Raw genomic sequence first — 18,213 nt, 5'->3', positions numbered from 1 at the left:
TATTTCCACATTATTGGAAATAAATTTTCAGTGCGCCGTAAAATATCACCATTATGGCGCGTACCTTGACCCGTATGTTGCAGGTAAATGTACCAGAACCCCTTTAGGGCTGAATGTTACAAATAAATAGCTAAGGTGCGGATGCTAAGCAGAGTTCTCTCGAAGCAAGCTTTTGTCGTGACAGTTTTAGTGCCGGCTGTTTGTATTGCCGTTGCCATTTGTATAAGACACCGAACGCGCAGTTTAAGTGAGCAATACACAGCCTGAAGGGCTCGACTAATACCATTTTTTGCTGTGTTGACACCTTCCCTTAGTTAAGTGCAGGCGCAAACAATTGTACGCCAAATGACAAGCCACTTAGCTGCCTCCGATTAGCTTGCCGCGGTTAAATGTTTGATCGAACAACATTCACCGCGAAAAATTAGCTAGCCTACAAAGTTTGGTAATAACGCCACAAAAACAATGCGCCGACGCTACGCCAAGGCTGCCAATGCTCTGTCATTAGCCGGGCCTGTTTCGGTGTAGGTTTATTTTCTAAGCCCTTTAATTTGGCCAATGCCACTAAAATGCCCAAATCGTCTGCGGGAAATATATCTTGCCTGCCTAAGCTAAACATTAAATAGATTTCTGCGCTCCAACGGCCAAAACCTTTTAGTCTTACGATCTGCTTAATCGCTTCTTCATCAGATAACAAACTTAAGCCGTTTATGTCTAGCGTTCCAGATTCAACCGCTTGGGCTAAGCCATTTGCGTACTCTATTTTTCGCCATGACAAGCCGGTATCCCGCAATGCTTGATCTGGCGTCGCTAATACCGCTTTAGCGCTCACCTCGCCGAGCAACTCGCTCACCCTTGACATGATCACTTTGGCAACGTGAGTAGAAAGCTGCTGACTGACAATAATGGATAAAAATGTCGCAAAGCCATGGGGCTGTAACCGCGGCTCGGGTAAACCTTGGCGGGTTACCGCCTTGGCCAAATCAGCATCTCGCTTTGCAAGCGCCATGATCCCTTGTTCAATACAGATTTCGTCTATCATGCTATGGCCTTGTGCCCTTGTTTGATGATTACTTGGCGTATGTTTTACACCCGCTCAGTGTGTTTATTGTAGCGACACCGTCCCAAGTTTTACTGCGATTTCTTTCATTATGGGGCAAGAATCGGATAGCATCTTGACGTGCATTACCAGTAAACTGATTTTCAGTGTTTTTATTGCATGCGACAAATAGGCTTTTTCTTGAGTAAATCAACACCGTCGACCACGGCCGCTCTGCCACTTTCGGAAATGCAGCAGGCCGTGAAAAATCACGATGCCCGCTATGACGGACGCTTTTATTACGGAGTTGTCACTACCGGCATAGTGTGTCGCCCCTCTTGCCCCGCAAAACCGGCACAACCAGATAAGATGCGCTTTTTTACGCAATTACCCGACGCTCTGTTAATGGGCTTTAGACCTTGCCAGCGTTGCAACCCTAGCTTAACGTTGCAAGATAATACGGATAATAAAAAGCAGCGAATGATAGCACTGGCGAACCATCTAAAAGAACATGCCGAACACCCCATAAGCTTAAAGCAACTCGGTGAGCAATTTGCGATGTCGCCTTCACGTTTACAAAAAGCCTTTAAGGCAACGTTTGGCATTTCACCTAAGGCTTACCAAAGTGCCATGCAAATGGCGCGCTTTAAATCGGCTTTGCAACACGCTGCCAGCGTCACCGACGCCATCTATGAAGCCGGTTTCAGTTCCAGTAGTCGCGTCTATGGAGAAGCATCAAGACAACTAGGCATGAAGCCTAATGCTTACCGTACCGGCGGCAAAGGTGAACAGATTCACTATGCCTGCCGACAAACCAGCTTAGGTTTAATGCTAATGGCCGCCACTGACCAAGGCGTGTGTTTTGCCCAATTTGGTGGCGGTGAGCAAGAGTTGATTGACCAGCTCAAAGGCGAATTCCCCCATGCCGAGTTCAGGTTAAGCCAACAGCAACACAGCCCCGCTCTTTCTAATTGGATAGCCGCGTTAGACGCGCACATGAGCGAAGGCGCGCCGCGGCCCGATTTGCCACTCGATCTCCGTGGCACCGCGTTTCAAATAAAAGTTTGGCAATTTTTATTATCAATGCAATCAGGCACTACCTGCAGTTACCAGCAATTGGCGAATAACATCGACCACGCAAAAGCCGTGCGCGCAGTCGGCACGGCGTGCGGTAAAAACCGCATCGCTGTATTAGTGCCTTGCCACCGAGTATTAAGAAGTGACGGCGGCTTAGGCGGTTATCGCTGGGGTTTAGCGCGTAAACAAGCCTTGCTGACCGCCGAACAAGCTAAAAAACCAGCCAAGTAATTCACTTGGCTGGCGCGCATCAACATCAGCTTATTGGGCTTTTTCTAGCAACACTTCAACCGTGCTTTGACTCAACGTGAGCACGGTGCCACTGCCCGCGGTTAAGTCAAACGACAATGCTTGGGCTAAAGTTTCCGTCATTAGATAATCTTGCAGCGCTTGAATCGCCTGTTGTGTTTCTGACTCAGCCCGCAGAGTGATAACGATAGCGTCCGTAATAGCAAAACCACTGGCTTTTCGAAGCTTTTGCAACTGACTCGTTAATTCCCGCACCATACCTTCAGCCAAAAGCTCCGGGGTTAATTGTGGCGATAATGCTAAAGCGATATGGCCATTTGATACTGCGTTAACGCCAGTTTTTGCTTGGCGCACAATCATAACGTCAGCCAGGGTGAATGTTTCACCTGCTAATGTAAGGCTGCCAATTTGCTGCAGCTCGGAAATTTTAGCGCCAGATAACTCCGCCAGTAAGCTCGCAAACCGTTTCATTTGTTTGCCTAGGCGCTTACCTAAACGGCTAAAATTGGCTTTACATTGCAACTGAATGTAGTCATTTTCAGCCGTGCTAAAATGCAGTTTTTTCACGTTAAGCTCAGCGCGAATATAATCTTCTAACCGCTTAACGTCATTCAACACGGCTTCATCAGTGTGCAGCACAGTGGCTAATGAGAGCGGCGTTTTAAGGTTGATTTTGAGATCATTGCGGTTTTGCCTGCCCATGGTCACCAAATCTTGAAAACGTTTAACGCTGCTTTCTAAGTCTTGGTCAAGGTAAGCCGCATTTGCTGCGGGGTACTGGCATAAGTGGACCGATTTTGGCCGCTCCTCCTTTTGATATTGACTCAGAGCTTGAAACGTATATTCCGCCATAAAGGGGGTAAAAGGCGCCATTAAAGTGGCAAATTCGCTCAAACAATAATGAAGTGTGCGATAAGCATTTTGCTTATCTTTGCTCATGCTTTTCGCCCAATACCTGCCGCGGTTTAACCGGATATACCAATTGGTTAAGTCTTCTAAATACTCAAACAGCGGCATTACAACTTGGTCTAAGCGATATTGCTGCATTGCTTGATCAACTTGCTGCTTCAAACTTTCAAGCTTTGACACTATCCAAAGATCTAAAACATTGTTTGACGCTGAAGTCGGGTCGCAAGGGGCAGGTTTTTGCCATTGGTCGATGTCAGCGTAGGTTTGAAAAAATTTGACACAATTATGCCAAGGCAGCAGCACTTGGCGTACCATTTCTTGCACCCCGCTATCGCTAAAGCGTTGCTCTTCAGCCTTCACTAGACCTGAGTTGAGCAAATATAAACGCAGAGCGTCTGCACCATATTGCTCCATCAAGCTGTCTGGCGGCGTATAATTTTTGAGCCGTTTAGACATTTTTTTACCGTCGTCGGCCATCACCGTGCCATTGACAATGACGTTTTTAAAAGCCGGCTGTTTAAACAAACACTGGCTTATTACCTGTAAGGTATAAAACCAACCGCGGGTTTGATCTACGCCTTCCGCGATGAAGTCTGCCGGAAAACGTTGCTCAAAGTTGGATTTGTTGGCAAACGGGTAATGCTGCTGCGCGTATGGCATGGCACCGGACTCAAACCAGCAATCAAACACTTCCTGAACGCGTCGATACACCCCTTGCTCTTGATTCAAGCTAAAGCACAAGTCGTCAATATGATCTCGGTGCAGATCTGTCACCGTCTCTCCAGTGAGTGTTTGCAGCTCACCCAAAGAGCCCACGCAATAATATTTACCCGTGATATCGTTATGCCAAATTGGCAGCGGCGTTCCCCAATAGCGGTTACGAGAAACAGCCCAGTCATGGGCATTGGCAAGCCAATTGCCCATTCGCCCTTGCTGCATGTGACCGGGAACCCAGTTTACCTCCTCATTATTGGCCACCAGCTCATCGCGCATCTCGCTCACTTTGATGTACCAAGATGGCACGGTGCGATAGATGATGGGCGTATCTGAGCGAGGACAAAAAGGGTAACTGTGAGATATCGTTTCATGGCGCAATACCAAACCCCGCAGCTTTAAGTCACGAATGATGCATTTATCCGCCTGCTTGACGTATTGGCCCGCATAATCTGCGACCTCATGGGTAAATCTCCCTTGCTCATCGATTGGACAAGGGCTCAATGCTATGTCGTGTTGCAAGCAAACCCTTTGGTCGTCTTCACCAAATGCCGGGGCAAGATGTACCACCCCAGTGCCACTGTTTAACTGCACAAATTCATCAGCCAGTAAAGTAAACGTTGCTTGCGGGGCATCAGACGCAAAATACGGAAACAGCGCGTGGTAGGCTTTACCTGCCATTTGCTTACCTAAGGCTCGCGCCAATACCTCGCAATCTTGTTTCGCAAAAACAGATTTTATTTGCTCTTTTGCCAACCATATCGGCTTGTCAAACCCTGTCACCTGGACCTTGACGTATTCAAACTCAGGATGTAAACACAACGCCAAATTGGCCGGTAACGTCCATGGCGTGGTAGTCCACGCAGCAATGTAGGCATCTTCTTTCACCAACTCAAACAACACAGTAACCGCAGGATCTTGCACATCTTTATAATTTGAACTGGCTTCAAAATTGGATAATACCGTCGCGAGCTCGGTGGAGTATGGCACCACTTTTTGCCCGAGATACACCATATCTTGTTGCCATAACTGTTGAAACACCCACCAGACCGACTCCATGTACCAGGGCTCTAAGGTGCGATAATCGTTATCAAAGTCCACCCAACGGCCAAGACGAGTGATGGTTTTTCGCCACTGCTGGCTATAACGTTGAACAATCGCACGGCATTCATCGTTATAGCGGGCTAGGCCGAACTTTGCCACCGCCTCCTGCGCTGACATACCAAACGCTTTATCTATCTCGTGCTCTATCGGCAAACCGTGGCAATCCCAGCCAAATCGGCGCTCGACATAATGCCCTTTCATCGTTTGATAGCGTGGAATGACGTCTTTGATTGTTGAGGCCGCAAGGTGGCCGTGGTGAGGAAGGCCCGTGGCAAAGGGTGGTCCGTCGTAAAATACGTATTCGGGATTGCCTTTCGTTTGCAGCAGTGACTGTTCAAAAATGCCGTGTTGCTGCCAAAATGCCAATACCTCGTGCTCGGCTTGCACAAAGGAAAAGCTACCATCGTCATTTTGCTTGTTACAGTTTTGCTCTGGGTGAGTTAAATCTGCAGGGGTATTACTCATCATAGACCTCGGTAAACAATGCTAAGAGGTCAAGGACAAAAAAACCCGCCTCTTAGGCGGGTTAATATTTGTTATACGAACAAACCCACCATTCCTATGGAATGATGATAATAATTTGCTGGAAGTAGTTATTCGTATTCATAAATTCAGTATTGCACCCATAATTAAATTAAGCAATACCCTGTTTCAGCCAATATGCCATGGCAGCGAAAGATCACTCTTGCTCGAAACGCATTGCCAGTTTAGCCATGGCCTTTGTCATGCCGTTAAGCAATAAACGATGCCAAGGCGCAAAGAAATACCAATATGCCAAGCCCCAAAACCCCGCAGGGTGCCATAATAGTCGCAAGCTCATATCGGTGCGGGTATTGTCTTTATTCGGCTTTAAGCGAAATTGCATGCCACCTCCCCCTGGCGCTTTCATGCCAAACTTCATCACTAATAGTCGTTCTGGTTGCACGCTCAAAATGGTCCACGAGTCTACCTTGTCACCAACAACCAGTTCGTCAGGGTTGGTTCGGCCATGGGCTCGCCCTTCTCCGCCTACGGCCGCGTCCATCCACTCTCGCATTGCCCATAGCATATTTAGGTAAAAATACCTGTGCTTACCGCCAAGTAAATTAATCACTTGCCACACGCTGCGGGTCGAAGCCGGAATGCTAATATCAATATCAGCGCTCTTGGCATAAAAACCGTGTAGAGGGGAAAAGTTACGAAACTCGGGCACGCCGTCTTGCCATTCTTGCGGGTACGTTTTAATGGTTTCCGCTGCCAATACTTTTTCCATGGCCTGGTCTAAGGTCAATAACGTTTGTGGATAGCGCTCACGCAGCGCTTTATCATTGCCTATAATGGCCTCGTCTAATCCGGCAATTAACGCCTTCGCCAGATGTTTTGGCACGCTGGTCACTATGCCTAATACCGCAGAAGACCAACTTAGCGGTAAGTAAGGCAAAGCCAATACTCGGCAACGACGCTTAAGGTGTTTGCCAATGCACTGCATCATTTCCACGTAACTGAGCCACTGCGGCCCTAACGCATCAAAACACTGATTTTCACTGAATGTGTCCTGCCCAAGGCAAGTTAAGTAGTAAACAAGGTTATCGATAGCAATAGGCGGGCTCGACAAATGGATCGAACGCGGCGCGAATAATACCGGTAAATGACCAACTAAATCTCGCATCACCTCAAAAGCGGCTGAGCCCGGAGTGATAATGATTCCGGCGCGCAGCTCAATGACAGGCATGTTAGCGCTGGCCAATATCTCTCCGGTTTTTACCCTCGCCTGCATATGTTTAGATTGTGGGTTAGCCGAAATCAAGCTGCCCATGTAAATCACTTGCTTCACTTGGCTTTGATTGACGCACTGAACAAAGAACTGCGCCGCCTGCACTTCCGTTTTGGTGTATTGCTGGCCATCACTCATGCCATGCATCAAATAGTAAACCAGCTCAATGCCTTCGAGGGCCGGCGAAATGGTTTCTGGTATCAGCAAGTCTAAGGTGAACCTGTGCACGGGCAAATTAGGCCAAGGCAAAGGATTTTTTGCCCGCCGCGAACTAACGCTAACCTCATGGCCAGCAGCAACCAAAGCCGGCACCAGTGCTTTGCCTATCGTACCAAATGCGCCAATCACAAGTATTTTCATTCACTTACACTCTAAAACGGTTTGCATTAATTGAAGCAGAAACGGTCCACTTTGGGAAACTTACGATGAATTAATTAAGTTTACGTTGCCATTTATGTAACGGCCTTTACAATTTGCCGCAAAGAGTGAAGGAAACCACGAACATGAATCGTAAAAAACGCATTAACCAAGCGCTTAAGAAAAAGCAAAAGAAAGCCAACGCCAAGCTGCATCACAGCAATAAGCCTAAGTACGTATCAAAGGCAGACCGAGCCAAATTAGAGGCGCAAGAGGCAATACAAGAAACAGCGGCAACCGAAACCAGCCCAGAAACGGCGACGGAATAAACCGTTTACCATTGCGGCTGGCTACTCAGCCATTATGCTGCAGTAAGCCCTGTTGCAATAGAATGAGGTTGTACAGCCATAATAAAAGACCCTTGCGGGTCTTTTTTATTGAATGCTTGAGCTTAAAAGCCTTGGCTGTATTGCAAACCCACCAGCCAAGCGTTGGCTCGGGTTTTGCCTTTTAGGTGTGTAATACCGGCAAATTCTTCTTCCACGCTGACGTCTTTTCCTGACAAATATGTCACGCCAAAATCCACGGTCGAGCTGGTTGCGAAGTGGTAAGAAGCTCCGGCGGAAAACCAATTCCGATCAGAGTCAGGCACAGAAATTGAAGTGATTTGGTCTTGTGCGCTCGTGTCGTGCATGTAACCGGCGCGCAGCGTCCAATCCTTATTCACGTAATAAGTGCCTCCAATGGCGTAATGCATGCCGTTTTGCCATTGATAGTCATTAAGCACACCGTGGGCGTCCGATTTTAAGACATCGAAGCTGCTCCAACCTATCCATTGCACGCTGTAGTGCACTGCAAATTCTTGGTTCAAACGGTGATAGCCCGAGAACTCGATAATGTCTGGTAACGGCATGTACAAGGTGTCGTCTTTTGCCAGAGGCGGTTTACCCGCTGCGGCGCTGCCTGCGTACAGGATGTCACCCTCGGCTTCCAATTTAGGGCTGTAGCGGTAAGACAAACCAAAACGGTTTGCGTCATCTAGCTCGTACACCACGCCAAGGTTAAAACCCACCGCCCAACCATCAGCATCAATGTTCAATACTTCTTGGGAGCCCATTGGCGTGGTAAAATTGCGCTTCATTTCGCCTTTGCCGTAAATAAAGTCGATGCCCGCGCCTATACTCCAGGCTTGGTTAATGCGATAAGATCCCGCCAGCCCTAAGTTCATGCTTTTCACGTCGGTTAAACCACCGTATTCAGAAGCTGTGAAACTGTCATCAAATTCGGTTTTGGTACCGAAGTTAGAATATAAGTTCGCGCCCCATGCAAATTGCTCATTAATGGGCATGATAAAATGAATGTTTGGGGCAAACGACACGTCACCCGCATCGCCATAATTCGACGTAGTTACGCCAAATGGCGTGGTATAAGTCGTGTCTTTCACTTCTATGTCGGTATCCAACATAACAAAGCCCAGTGACAAAGACATCTCATCAAATAAAGCCATGGCCGCTGGATTTTTGGCCATTACGGACGCGTTGTCGGCAATCACGGCATCACCTGCAAATGCACGGCCTAAGCCAGAAGCAGATTGGGCGTTAAGCTGAAACCCAGCAGCGAGACTTGTGCCAGAAACAGAAGCCAAAGCAATGGCCACAAGGGTTTTACGAAAAGCGGGCTGAATTGTCATGAAATTTAGTCCTTTAAAATGCTGAGTATCAAAACTGAGGCCGGATTGTAGCGATGAAAAAAAATAGTACAACCTCAAAACACGTGTGTAAGCGTATATCAGCAATATTTGATAATTTATCACGCTGTTGACTCTTAGATTCAACTTGTAACGCTAAAGTAACCAGTATGTAACATAGTAGAGGAGAGCTAAATTAAGCAAAATGACTTTGCTAAAGCGAGATTTAAGTCAGAATATTACGGAACCTGGCTCGAAAAACCTGCCATAGATAAACATTTTTGCTTTCTTTTTTTGCCAATTTCATTAACATCCCAGTGATTTTTTAAAATTGTCTGGAGCCTGGTGCCTTTCTGTTTATAGAAAATACCGTTACCCAGCAAAAATTCGTGCCGATTTCCGGCACATCAAAGCTTGCTTTGTATTGTAGTACGCTCTTGTCGCAAACTGGTTTTGCAGACATGACTTTGGCGGCAACGTTAACCGCCTGTCTCGGAGCTAAATATAATAAAAATACACTTTGATTGTCTTTTTCATGACTTTACAGCTCGACTGAATAAAGAAGGAACATCATGACTAAACCAACTTCACAAATCATTTACACAATTACTGACGAAGCGCCAGCTTTGGCGACCTACTCTTTCCTTCCTATCGTGAAGGCATTCACTGAAGCTGGTGATATAGATGTAGCCACAAAAGACATTTCGTTAGCAGGTCGTATCATTGCTAACTTCCCTGAACACCTAAGCGAAGCACAACGCCAATCTGACGCTCTGACTGAGCTTGGCGAACTGGCTAAAACGCCTGCGGCTAACATCATCAAGCTGCCAAACATCAGTGCTTCTATTCCTCAGCTAGTTGCAGCCATCACTGAGTTACAGGCTCATGGTTACGACATTCCTAACTACCCAGCTGATCCAGCTAACGACGCAGACAAAGAAATTCAAGCTCGTTACGCTAAAATCCTAGGCAGTGCAGTAAACCCTGTATTGCGTGAAGGTAACTCTGACCGCCGTGTTGCGGGCCCAGTAAAAGCCTACGCACAAAACAACCCTCACTCAATGGGTGCGTGGAGCAAAGACTCGCAAACGCGCGTTGCTCACATGGATGACAACGACTTCTTTGGCAGCGAGCAATCTGTGATCCTTGAACAAGCAGATGACGTGCGCATTGAGCACGTAGCAGCAGATGGGTCAGTTTCTGTATTAAAAGCGTCTACGCCACTACAAGCAGGTGAAGTGATTGACTCATCTCGCATGAGCGTTAAAGCACTGCGTGCATTCTTTGAAAAAGAAATCGCCGCGGCAAAAGAAGCTGGCGTACTGCTTTCATTACACCTAAAAGCCACCATGATGAAAGTTTCAGATCCGATCATGTTTGGTCACGCGGTATCTGTGTACTTCAAAGACGTTTTTGCTAAGCACGCGGATCTATTCGCTGAGCTAGGCGTAAATACTAAAAACGGTTTTGGCGACGTAGTAGCTAAAATTGCTGACCTTCCAGCAGACAAAAAAGCCGAAATCGAAGCAGACATTGCAGCGGTTTACGCGGCGCAACCTGCATTAGCAATGGTTGATTCAGACAAAGGCATCACTAACCTACACGTACCAAGCGACGTAATTATTGATGCGTCTATGCCTGCAGCGATTCGCTCTTCAGGCCAAATGTGGGGCCCAGACGGTCAACTGGCTGATACTTACGCGATGATCCCAGACCGTTGTTACGCGGGTATCTACCAAAAAACCATCGAATTCTGTAAAGAAAACGGCGCGTTTGACCCTGCAACTATGGGTAACGTTGCCAACGTTGGCTTAATGGCGCAAAAAGCAGAAGAATACGGTTCTCACGATAAAACTTTCGAAGTTGCAGCGAACGGCTCTATCCGCGTTGTTAACCAAGCGGGCGACACGCTAATGGAGCACGCAGTTGAAGAAGGTGATATCTGGAGAATGTCGCAAGCGAAAGATCTGCCAATCAAAGATTGGGTGAAACTTGCGGTTAACCGTGCTCGTGCAACGAACTCGCCAGCTATCTTCTGGTTGAACGAAGCCCGTGCTCACGATGCAAACCTAATCAAGAAGGTAAACACTTACCTAGCGGATCACGACACTGCGGGCCTAGACATTCAAATTCTAGCGCCAGAAGAAGCCATTGCGTTTACGCTAGATCGCGTTAAAGCAGGTCAAGACACTATCTCTGTAACGGGTAACGTATTACGTGACTACCTAACGGATCTTTTCCCAATCCTAGAGCTAGGCACCAGTGCGAAAATGCTGTCTATCGTACCACTGCTAGCAGGCGGCGGTTTATACGAAACAGGTGCTGGCGGCTCTGCGCCAAAACACGTACAGCAATTTGAGAAAGAATCTCACCTACGTTGGGATTCATTAGGTGAGTTCCTAGCACTGGCAGTGTCTATCGAAGACTTAGGTCAAAAGACAAACAACAGCCAAGCACTGCTGATTGCTGAAGCGCTAAACCAAGCCACTAGCCAACTGTTGACGAATAACAAGTCTCCACTGCGTAAAGTAGGTCAGCTAGATAACCGTGGCAGCCACTTCTACCTAGCAATGTATTGGGCTCAAGCACTAGCTGCGCAAACGCAAGACGCTGATCTTCAAGCTAAATTTGCAGGTATCGCTGAGTCATTAACGACCAACGAAGCGAAGATTTTGGCTGAAATAGAAGCAAGTGAAGGTAAGGCAGTTGACCTAGGCGGTTACTTCCAACCTGATTTTGATAAAGCATCAGCGGCAATGCGCCCAAGCGCAACCCTAAACGCGATCATTGGTTAATCTCTAACTTAATGATATAAATAGAAAAGCAGCCAATTTGGCTGCTTTTTTTTGACCGTATAAAAGACAAAACACACGTCACACTAAGGATAACCCTTACACCAAATTGTCTGCTTTTATGCCACAATCGCATTTTTTTTCACCAGTTTGCTTTATGGTAAAGCAAGTTTTTCATCTAAAAGGGTCACTTATGAAGCGCGCCATTCACGGTATCACGCTATTGCTTAGCTGCATTTTTATGTTCCATGCACAAGCGGTAGAAGTGAAAGACGTCGACGGAAATATTCTGCCCTACTACGAAAACAATACCTTCACGGGTGACTTAGATGAGATAAAAGAGCGTAAAGTTATTCGCGCCTTGGTCACTTATAGCCGTACCGATTTCTTTATCCATCACGGCCACTTCAAAGGCATGCAATTTGAATTGCTTAAACGCTACGAAGACAGCCTCAATAAAGGCGTGAAAAAAGAAGTCGATAAAATTCGTATCAAATACGTGCCCGTGCGTTTTGATCAGCTTATTCCAAGTTTAGAAGAAGGCCACGGCGATATTGCCGCCGCCTTTTTAAGCATCACCCCACACCGTCAACGCCGCGTTGCGTTCGCCACCAGTTTAGCCACCAGCGTTGATGAAATTCTGGTGACGGATAAAACCATCGACAGCGTCACAGGCTTTCACGACTTATCCGGCTTAGACATTACCGTGCTCAAAGGCAGCAGCTATATCGAGCACCTCAATACCATCAATCGTATTTTAACCAAACAAGGTCGCTTGCCCATTAACGTGATTGAAGCGGACAAAAATTTATTGTCTGAGGATATTTTAGAAATGGTCAACGCCGGCATTGTTAAAGCCACCCTGATAGACGATTACAAAGCCGAGCTGTGGGCGCAAGTGTTTGATAACATTGTTGTACACAAAGACATGCCGATTAGTATTAACAACTACGTTGGCTGGGCCGTTCGCCAGAACAACCCGCAGCTGCAACAAAGCCTGACTGAGTTTGTCGAAAAGCAAGCCAAGCAAGGCACCTTGGTTGGCAACAGCCTGTTTAAAACCTATTACGAAAATACCCAGTGGATCAAAGCGGCAGACGTTCAAGGCCAAAAAGATAAACTGGCAAAATTGGCCCCAATTTTTCAAAAATACGCGGATAAATACGACTACGACCCCATCGCCCTTGCCGCGCAAGGTTATCAAGAGTCAACCCTAAACAATAACGCCGTTAGCCATCGCGGCGCGGTCGGTATTATGCAAATCATGCCCTCTACCGCCAAAGAAATGGGCATGCAAAACTTTAGACAACTAGAGGCAAACATCGCCACCGCGGCTAAATACGTAGCCTGGCTAAAGCGTCACTTTGTTAACGACCCAGGCATAAAAGAAGGCGAAGACTTGCCTTTGATTTGGGCGGCTTACAACGCGGGCCCTGGGAATTTTGCAAAAATGCAAAAGCGCGCTGAAAAGATGGGATTAGATAAAAACGTCTGGTTTGGCAATATGGAAATCGCAGCGGGCATGCAAACGGGGCGCGAAACGGTGCAATACGTAGCAAACGTCTATAAATATTACTTGGCTTACACCCTGTCACAACAAATTGAGCAACAAAAAGCCGACGCGATTGCGACCAAACAGCCCGAAGACAGCTAAACGCCATGGCAGACAAACGGAGAAAATCATCTCTATTGTTGCCCATCGACACTGAATAACCGCTGAGCTGACTCGCGACCTGGTTCAGCTCAAGTTCAGTACGCACACCCTACACTCTTACTTGTTCAACGAGTAATTCAAAGAGTGCCTAATGAAACGAGTGTGTCTGCTGGGGATGACAATGTATGGCTTACAGCCCTTAACGGTGGTAGCTGAAGTCAGTAAACCCAACCCACAACTGCCCGACCAAGTCGTCACTTGGTCAACCTTGGCGGCAAAACACATGGCTTGCGCCGAACAAGCGATGGACAGCAAAGACATGGTAAGCGCTGCGTTGCACAAAGGGGAAAGCTTATCCGCTTACCAAAAAGGGCTCTCACTCTCGCAGCAGCACAATATGGCTGATAAATTCAAGTGGACCACGGTACACTACAAGGCTTGGTTTTTAGACAACCACCACCTTAGCCCAAGTGACTGTCTTATCGATTTCTAAGGGAGCCTCTCTAAGATGTACTCAATTTCACCTTAAAACATATTTTATTCACGCGTCAGCCATATCCCGCAGGCGTAATTCACTTGCCAGCGCACAATGGCCAAGGCTACTATCTATGCAGAACCATTCTGCATAGCCACCTTGAGTCCGAGCCATGAATATTGACGTATCGTCTTTAGATTTGAACCTGGTGAAACTGATCGCCGCTTTGATCAAGTTTAAAACTACCAAGGCCGCCGCAGATCAACTGGGCATGTCTCAAGCCAGCGTCAGCCGCAATTTAGCCAAAGCAAACCAAGCGTTTGGCGCCCCGCTTTTTGTGCGAGGCTCTCATGGTATGAGCCCAACTGCGCTGGCTTTTAAGCTTGCCGCAGTGGAGCAAGCAATGCTTGCGCCGTTGCAATTTGCCCTTGAAGATTATTTTGAGTTTGAACCGCAGCAGTTTATTGGCGAACTCATTATTGCGATAGATCCCTACATTATGGAAGAACAATCGCCGCGAATGGTCACGTCATTGCGCCATCACCTACCACAGGCGCAGCTTAAGTTCATTTTGTGGAACAAACACAGTTTGGCAGAGTTGTATGCCGGCGCATTTGACTACTGCGTATTAGACCAAGATATGAGTTTGCCGCAAGATGTGTTTATGCAACCGCTGTACGCTGAGCACGCAAGCATCATTGCCAAAAACCAACACCCGGTGCTTAGCCAAGATTTTAATTGGCAACAACTCACCGAGTTACCCTTGGTATTATTGCCCGCCCCAAACAAAGCCGAGCCTTATACCTTGGTGGAACAAGCCTATTTAGATCAAGGCATTCAACCCCGCATCGCTTTTACCACTCACAGTCTCACTGCCGCGTGCCGCTACTTAACCGAGTCAAATGCCATTATGTTTGGCAGCTCAAGCACTGCGCGTCAATTTTCGGGGTTACAACAATACCCCTTACCGCAAACTTCACTAAAACTTCCGGACTTTCGGGTGTTTGGAGGCTGTTTGCAAACCCGCCGTAACCAACCTAAATACGCATACTTGCATCAAGTTATGCAAGATTGCTTTAACCCCGTTGGCCACTGAGCGCTGATTTGCCCACCCACGGTTAACCCGATACCAGCTCTGCAACGGTAGAACAAGGTATCTTTGCCGTTCATGCCTCTTACGTTAAACAAACCCCACTTAACTGACTGAGTGACTGAAGCGCTCTGCTGAAAACCAATTTGATATTCATTTTTGTATACCTGCTATCCCTTCACCTTTTGAATGTGAATAACTAATATGCACTCATCAACTCAGGTAAGCACCGCTTTTTGATACTTGAATATAATCTCGGTGACCTGAATAGGAGGAAGCAATGTGGTTAGCAAGAGGATTTTTATTATTCGCAATTTTAGCTGAAATTGCCGGTACAAGCTCAATGAAGCTGGCGGGCGATTCGGGCAACGTATGGGGCTATTTGGCTATGTACACACTGATAGCACTTTCATACTTCAGCCTCTCTTTAGCAGCAAAGAAAATAGCCATTGGCGTGGCATACGCTTGCTGGGAAGGCTTAGGCATTGCTTTGATTACGTTGACTTCGGTATTTTTTTTCGAGTCTAGCTTATCGGCGCAGCAACTGGTGGGATTGCTATTAGTAATTGTCGGGGTGGTTTTGGTTACCTTGGGCGAGAGTCATGACAGCCCAGAGAGTCGTTCTGAAACCAATAAGCAAGTGACGACAGAGCCACAAATTGTTGCCGGCAAGCGCGTTAAAACAGCTTAATCATTGTGAAGTTCTAACGCTTTCAACATTTCAAAAGGAGAAGATCATGAATGCATTTTTAACCGTTTCATTTGGATTCGTGGTGCTGGCCGCTATCATGGATATTATCGCCAATATGGCGTTGGCTAAGTCAAATGGCTTTCAAAATAAGGCCTGGGGTTTTGCCGCTATTGCTTTAGTGTTAACCGCCTTTACCTTGCTGGCACAAGCTGTAAAAGGCATGGATCTGGCTATTGCCTACGCAAGTTGGGGCGCCATCGGCATTTTAGGCACCGCGCTCGGCGGTTGGTTGCTTTTCAACCAAACCCTTAAGCCTATTGGCTGGTTAGGTATCGCTTTGATGATAAGCGCGGTGATCATCATGAAAACTGCCTAACCCCGCTCTGGTATAGAAACAATTTAGCCCTTGCTATAAGCCTCGCTCCGTTCACATGTATGGCCTTGGCATAGACTGTAATGATACCAATAAAGGTTCAGGTTAAGCGCTATTAAACTCGCGGTCATCTTTTATGGTAAGCGTGACTACATAACTAAGTTTGTTCAAAGGTGCATGTTGCCGTTTTATTCCAACGCGTATGCGCCAGCAATGCTTGCCCCATTTAGGGCCTCGCCGCCCAGCCCTATCAACTCACAAAAACCTTAAAGCTTTATATCCCGTCACGCGGTCACTGCGGCGGTGGGCTCGCGCAATGGCAAGCCTATTCAATTAATTAATCCGCTTTTTCATAGGGACTGAGAGCATAATAATGAGGCCTAACGGCCTTAGCCACACTGCCAAGAAACAGGTGAAAGTCACATATCAAAGGCCGCGATATGGTGCAAACAATTGGTTTACGTTGACCTTTGCCTTGAGTTTGGTTGCCAAAAGGTAAAGGCCTGCCAATTTTCGGTGAATAAACAAGGCGTCTACGGGCGGCGTGTGCCACTCAGACTTGTCTTTGTTGATAGACATGCCAGTGTGTTTAATCTTTTGCGCGAGGTCACTTTGGCCAAAATCATATTCCGAACTTGCGCGAATAGGCTCACAAGCCAACGCAAACAGCTTAAGTACCTTGCTGAGATATTCCGGGTCGATATCTTGGTTGAAAAAGCCAATTTTTTTGGCCCCTTGGTACATGGCCGTTTCGTCATTGTCGGCGCCGGCCGCAATCAAAGCTTTATAGCCTTCACTGATGTGCACGGGGATTTTTCTGGTAGCGCCAAAATCCAGTAAGCCTATTTTTTGACTGTCTTGTTGGTAGCGATAATTGGCAAAGTTTGGATCGGTTTGCATTAAGCAAAAATCAAACAGCTCTTTGAAAAATAAATCGATTAACGACGTGGCGATGTTATCTCGACACGCTTGCGACAAATCTACAGTCTGATCGATGTCGACCCCTTCGACATAAGACATGACCAAAATATTACCGTTGCTGATTTCAGTGTTAACCTTGGGTAAGGTAAATTTGTCAGTGGTGAGCTTGGCGCGATAAGCCGCCACATACTCTGCCTCTTGTTCATAATCTGCTTCGGCAATCAGTTGCTGCTTGGCTTCCTCAAACAGCGGCGTAAGGTCAAGTTGCTGCGGCAATAAGCCGGATATACGCAACAAGGTAACGAGGTTATCCACGTCGCTGCCAATAGAGGCTTTCACGCCCGGATATTGCACTTTTACCGCTAACTTTTTAACTTGCTCATCGTAGGCAAGGTGCACTTGGCCAATTGAAGCAGACGCAAAAGGCCGCAGCTCAAAGTGGCTAAAATTATCAACCCACTGGGTGCCCCACTCCTGCTCAAGCAACTGAACCAACTGCTTATGTAACATGGGCTGCGCATCTGCGCGCAATTTTGCGAGTAATTGACTTAAGTCTTCTGGCAGTAGATCGCCGCCGTCCATCGACAGCAACTGCCCAAGTTTCATCGCTGCGCCGCGAAGATGAGACAGTTTATCCGCCAATTGCTCAATGTTTCGAGGTTGCAACACTAACTGGTCCAATTTTGGAGATTGGCCTTTGCTGACTTGTTTCGCGCCCTCAAGCATCACGTTTCCGGCTACTTTTGCCGCCAATGAGCCCAGCTTTGACAATCGCGCAAACCGAGAGGTAGGAACTTTGGTGCCTTTTTTATCTGTCATGTTTTTCTCTGGTATAACAATATGAATCAAGATACGTCTCAGGTGATAATAGTGATCTTTTAGCGAGATAAAGACTGCCTACCCAAACAAATAATAGCCACGCCTTGTCCACTTTCCCTTTGTTGTAGCCTAGTGTTGTAGCCTAGAACAGTTGCTCTTAGCAGTAGCCTAAATCTTAAGAGTGCATTAAAAAAGGCTTCGGCTAGAAAAGTGAGCAGCGCCCCAAAGCAAAAAAAAAATTTAACGGCGGCATTGAATGGCATTAGCTGAAATATGGTAGACGCACATTTACTCACCCCTTTTAAACAGCCCTTATTTGTTGCAAAAAAACATTTGCAGTAAATATGCTGCATACTTTTTCACCAATACCTTTTAAATTGCTGCGTTTGCCGTTGCCACTTATCAATTAGTGAAACGCTCCTGGGAGGCTCAGTTAAGATTGTGTCGCCGGTTTTATACACTCAAAGCCCGTGGCAAAGAATACAACAAAGTCGTGACGGCCGTTGCCAGAG

13 protein-coding genes are annotated in these 18,213 nt (G+C 46.9%); 8 read left to right on the top strand and 5 right to left on the bottom strand.

Annotated elements, in window-relative coordinates:
* Positions 1 to 430: 430 nt before the first annotated feature.
* Positions 431 to 1,039, bottom strand: coding sequence for a DNA-3-methyladenine glycosylase family protein (locus D1Z90_RS17450; protein WP_232525289.1), 609 nt, complete (start codon positions 1,037 to 1,039; stop codon positions 431 to 433).
* 198 nt (positions 1,040 to 1,237) lie between these two features.
* On the opposite strand from D1Z90_RS17450, the gene ada reads away from it, so the two are divergent.
* Complete coding sequence (gene ada / locus D1Z90_RS17445; protein WP_232525288.1) at positions 1,238 to 2,344, top strand: bifunctional DNA-binding transcriptional regulator/O6-methylguanine-DNA methyltransferase Ada; 1,107 nt, start codon at positions 1,238 to 1,240, stop codon at positions 2,342 to 2,344.
* Between the two features lie 30 nt (positions 2,345 to 2,374).
* On the opposite strand, the gene ileS is transcribed toward ada, so the two are convergent.
* Together ileS and D1Z90_RS17435 are read right to left on the bottom strand one after the other, a co-directional pair.
* Entirely contained in the window at positions 2,375 to 5,554 is a 3,180-nt protein-coding gene (ileS, locus tag D1Z90_RS17440) for an isoleucine--tRNA ligase (protein ID WP_119912078.1), read from the bottom strand.
* 214 nt (positions 5,555 to 5,768) lie between these two features.
* Positions 5,769 to 7,202, bottom strand: a complete 1,434-nt coding sequence (locus D1Z90_RS17435; protein WP_119912077.1) for a DUF2867 domain-containing protein — start codon at positions 7,200 to 7,202, stop codon at positions 5,769 to 5,771.
* A gap of 143 nt (positions 7,203 to 7,345) precedes the next feature.
* Here D1Z90_RS17435 and D1Z90_RS17430 point away from each other — a divergent pair, with 143 nt between their 5' ends.
* Positions 7,346 to 7,528 carry a DUF2986 domain-containing protein gene (locus D1Z90_RS17430; protein WP_119912076.1) on the top strand — a complete coding sequence of 61 codons (183 nt, stop codon included), beginning with the start codon at positions 7,346 to 7,348 and terminating at the stop codon, positions 7,526 to 7,528.
* Positions 7,529 to 7,650: 122 nt separating this feature from the next.
* Here the strand turns inward: D1Z90_RS17430 and D1Z90_RS17425 are convergent, their stop codons facing one another.
* Positions 7,651 to 8,889, bottom strand: coding sequence for an outer membrane protein transport protein (locus D1Z90_RS17425; RefSeq protein WP_119912075.1), 1,239 nt, complete (start codon positions 8,887 to 8,889; stop codon positions 7,651 to 7,653).
* Positions 8,890 to 9,458: 569 nt separating this feature from the next.
* Between D1Z90_RS17425 and D1Z90_RS17420 the strand changes: the two genes are divergently transcribed.
* From D1Z90_RS17420 to D1Z90_RS17395, 6 genes are all read left to right on the top strand, one after another.
* On the top strand, positions 9,459 to 11,681 hold the full coding sequence (locus D1Z90_RS17420; RefSeq protein WP_119912074.1) for an NADP-dependent isocitrate dehydrogenase: 2,223 nt from the start codon (positions 9,459 to 9,461) through the stop codon (positions 11,679 to 11,681).
* Positions 11,682 to 11,871: 190 nt separating this feature from the next.
* The gene (locus tag D1Z90_RS17415) at positions 11,872 to 13,332 is read left to right on the top strand and encodes an MltF family protein (RefSeq protein ID WP_158587177.1); all 1,461 of its coding nucleotides are present in this window, start codon (positions 11,872 to 11,874) and stop codon (positions 13,330 to 13,332) included.
* A 151-nt stretch (positions 13,333 to 13,483) separates the two neighbouring features.
* Positions 13,484 to 13,825, top strand: a complete 342-nt coding sequence (locus D1Z90_RS17410) for a hypothetical protein (RefSeq protein WP_147378791.1) — start codon at positions 13,484 to 13,486, stop codon at positions 13,823 to 13,825.
* A gap of 154 nt (positions 13,826 to 13,979) precedes the next feature.
* Positions 13,980 to 14,903, top strand: a complete 924-nt coding sequence (locus D1Z90_RS17405; RefSeq protein WP_119912071.1) for a LysR substrate-binding domain-containing protein — start codon at positions 13,980 to 13,982, stop codon at positions 14,901 to 14,903.
* 274 nt (positions 14,904 to 15,177) lie between these two features.
* Positions 15,178 to 15,588 (top strand): SMR family transporter, encoded by a 411-nt coding sequence (locus tag D1Z90_RS17400; RefSeq protein ID WP_119912070.1) that lies wholly within the window; start codon positions 15,178 to 15,180, stop codon positions 15,586 to 15,588.
* A 46-nt stretch (positions 15,589 to 15,634) separates the two neighbouring features.
* Positions 15,635 to 15,964 (top strand): SMR family transporter, encoded by a 330-nt coding sequence (locus tag D1Z90_RS17395; protein WP_119912069.1) that lies wholly within the window; start codon positions 15,635 to 15,637, stop codon positions 15,962 to 15,964.
* 423 nt (positions 15,965 to 16,387) lie between these two features.
* On the opposite strand, the gene D1Z90_RS17390 is transcribed toward D1Z90_RS17395, so the two are convergent.
* Positions 16,388 to 17,701 carry an ABC1 kinase family protein gene (locus D1Z90_RS17390; protein ID WP_119912068.1) on the bottom strand — a complete coding sequence of 438 codons (1,314 nt, stop codon included), beginning with the start codon at positions 17,699 to 17,701 and terminating at the stop codon, positions 16,388 to 16,390.
* Positions 17,702 to 18,213: the final 512 nt, after the last annotated feature.

The sequence above is a fragment of the Motilimonas pumila genome, from assembly GCF_003596335.1.
Taxonomy (GTDB): Bacteria; Pseudomonadota; Gammaproteobacteria; order Enterobacterales; family CBDFNC01; genus Motilimonas; species Motilimonas pumila.
Note: the sequence above shows the minus strand (reverse complement) of the source record. Positions and strands in the feature narration are given on the sequence as shown.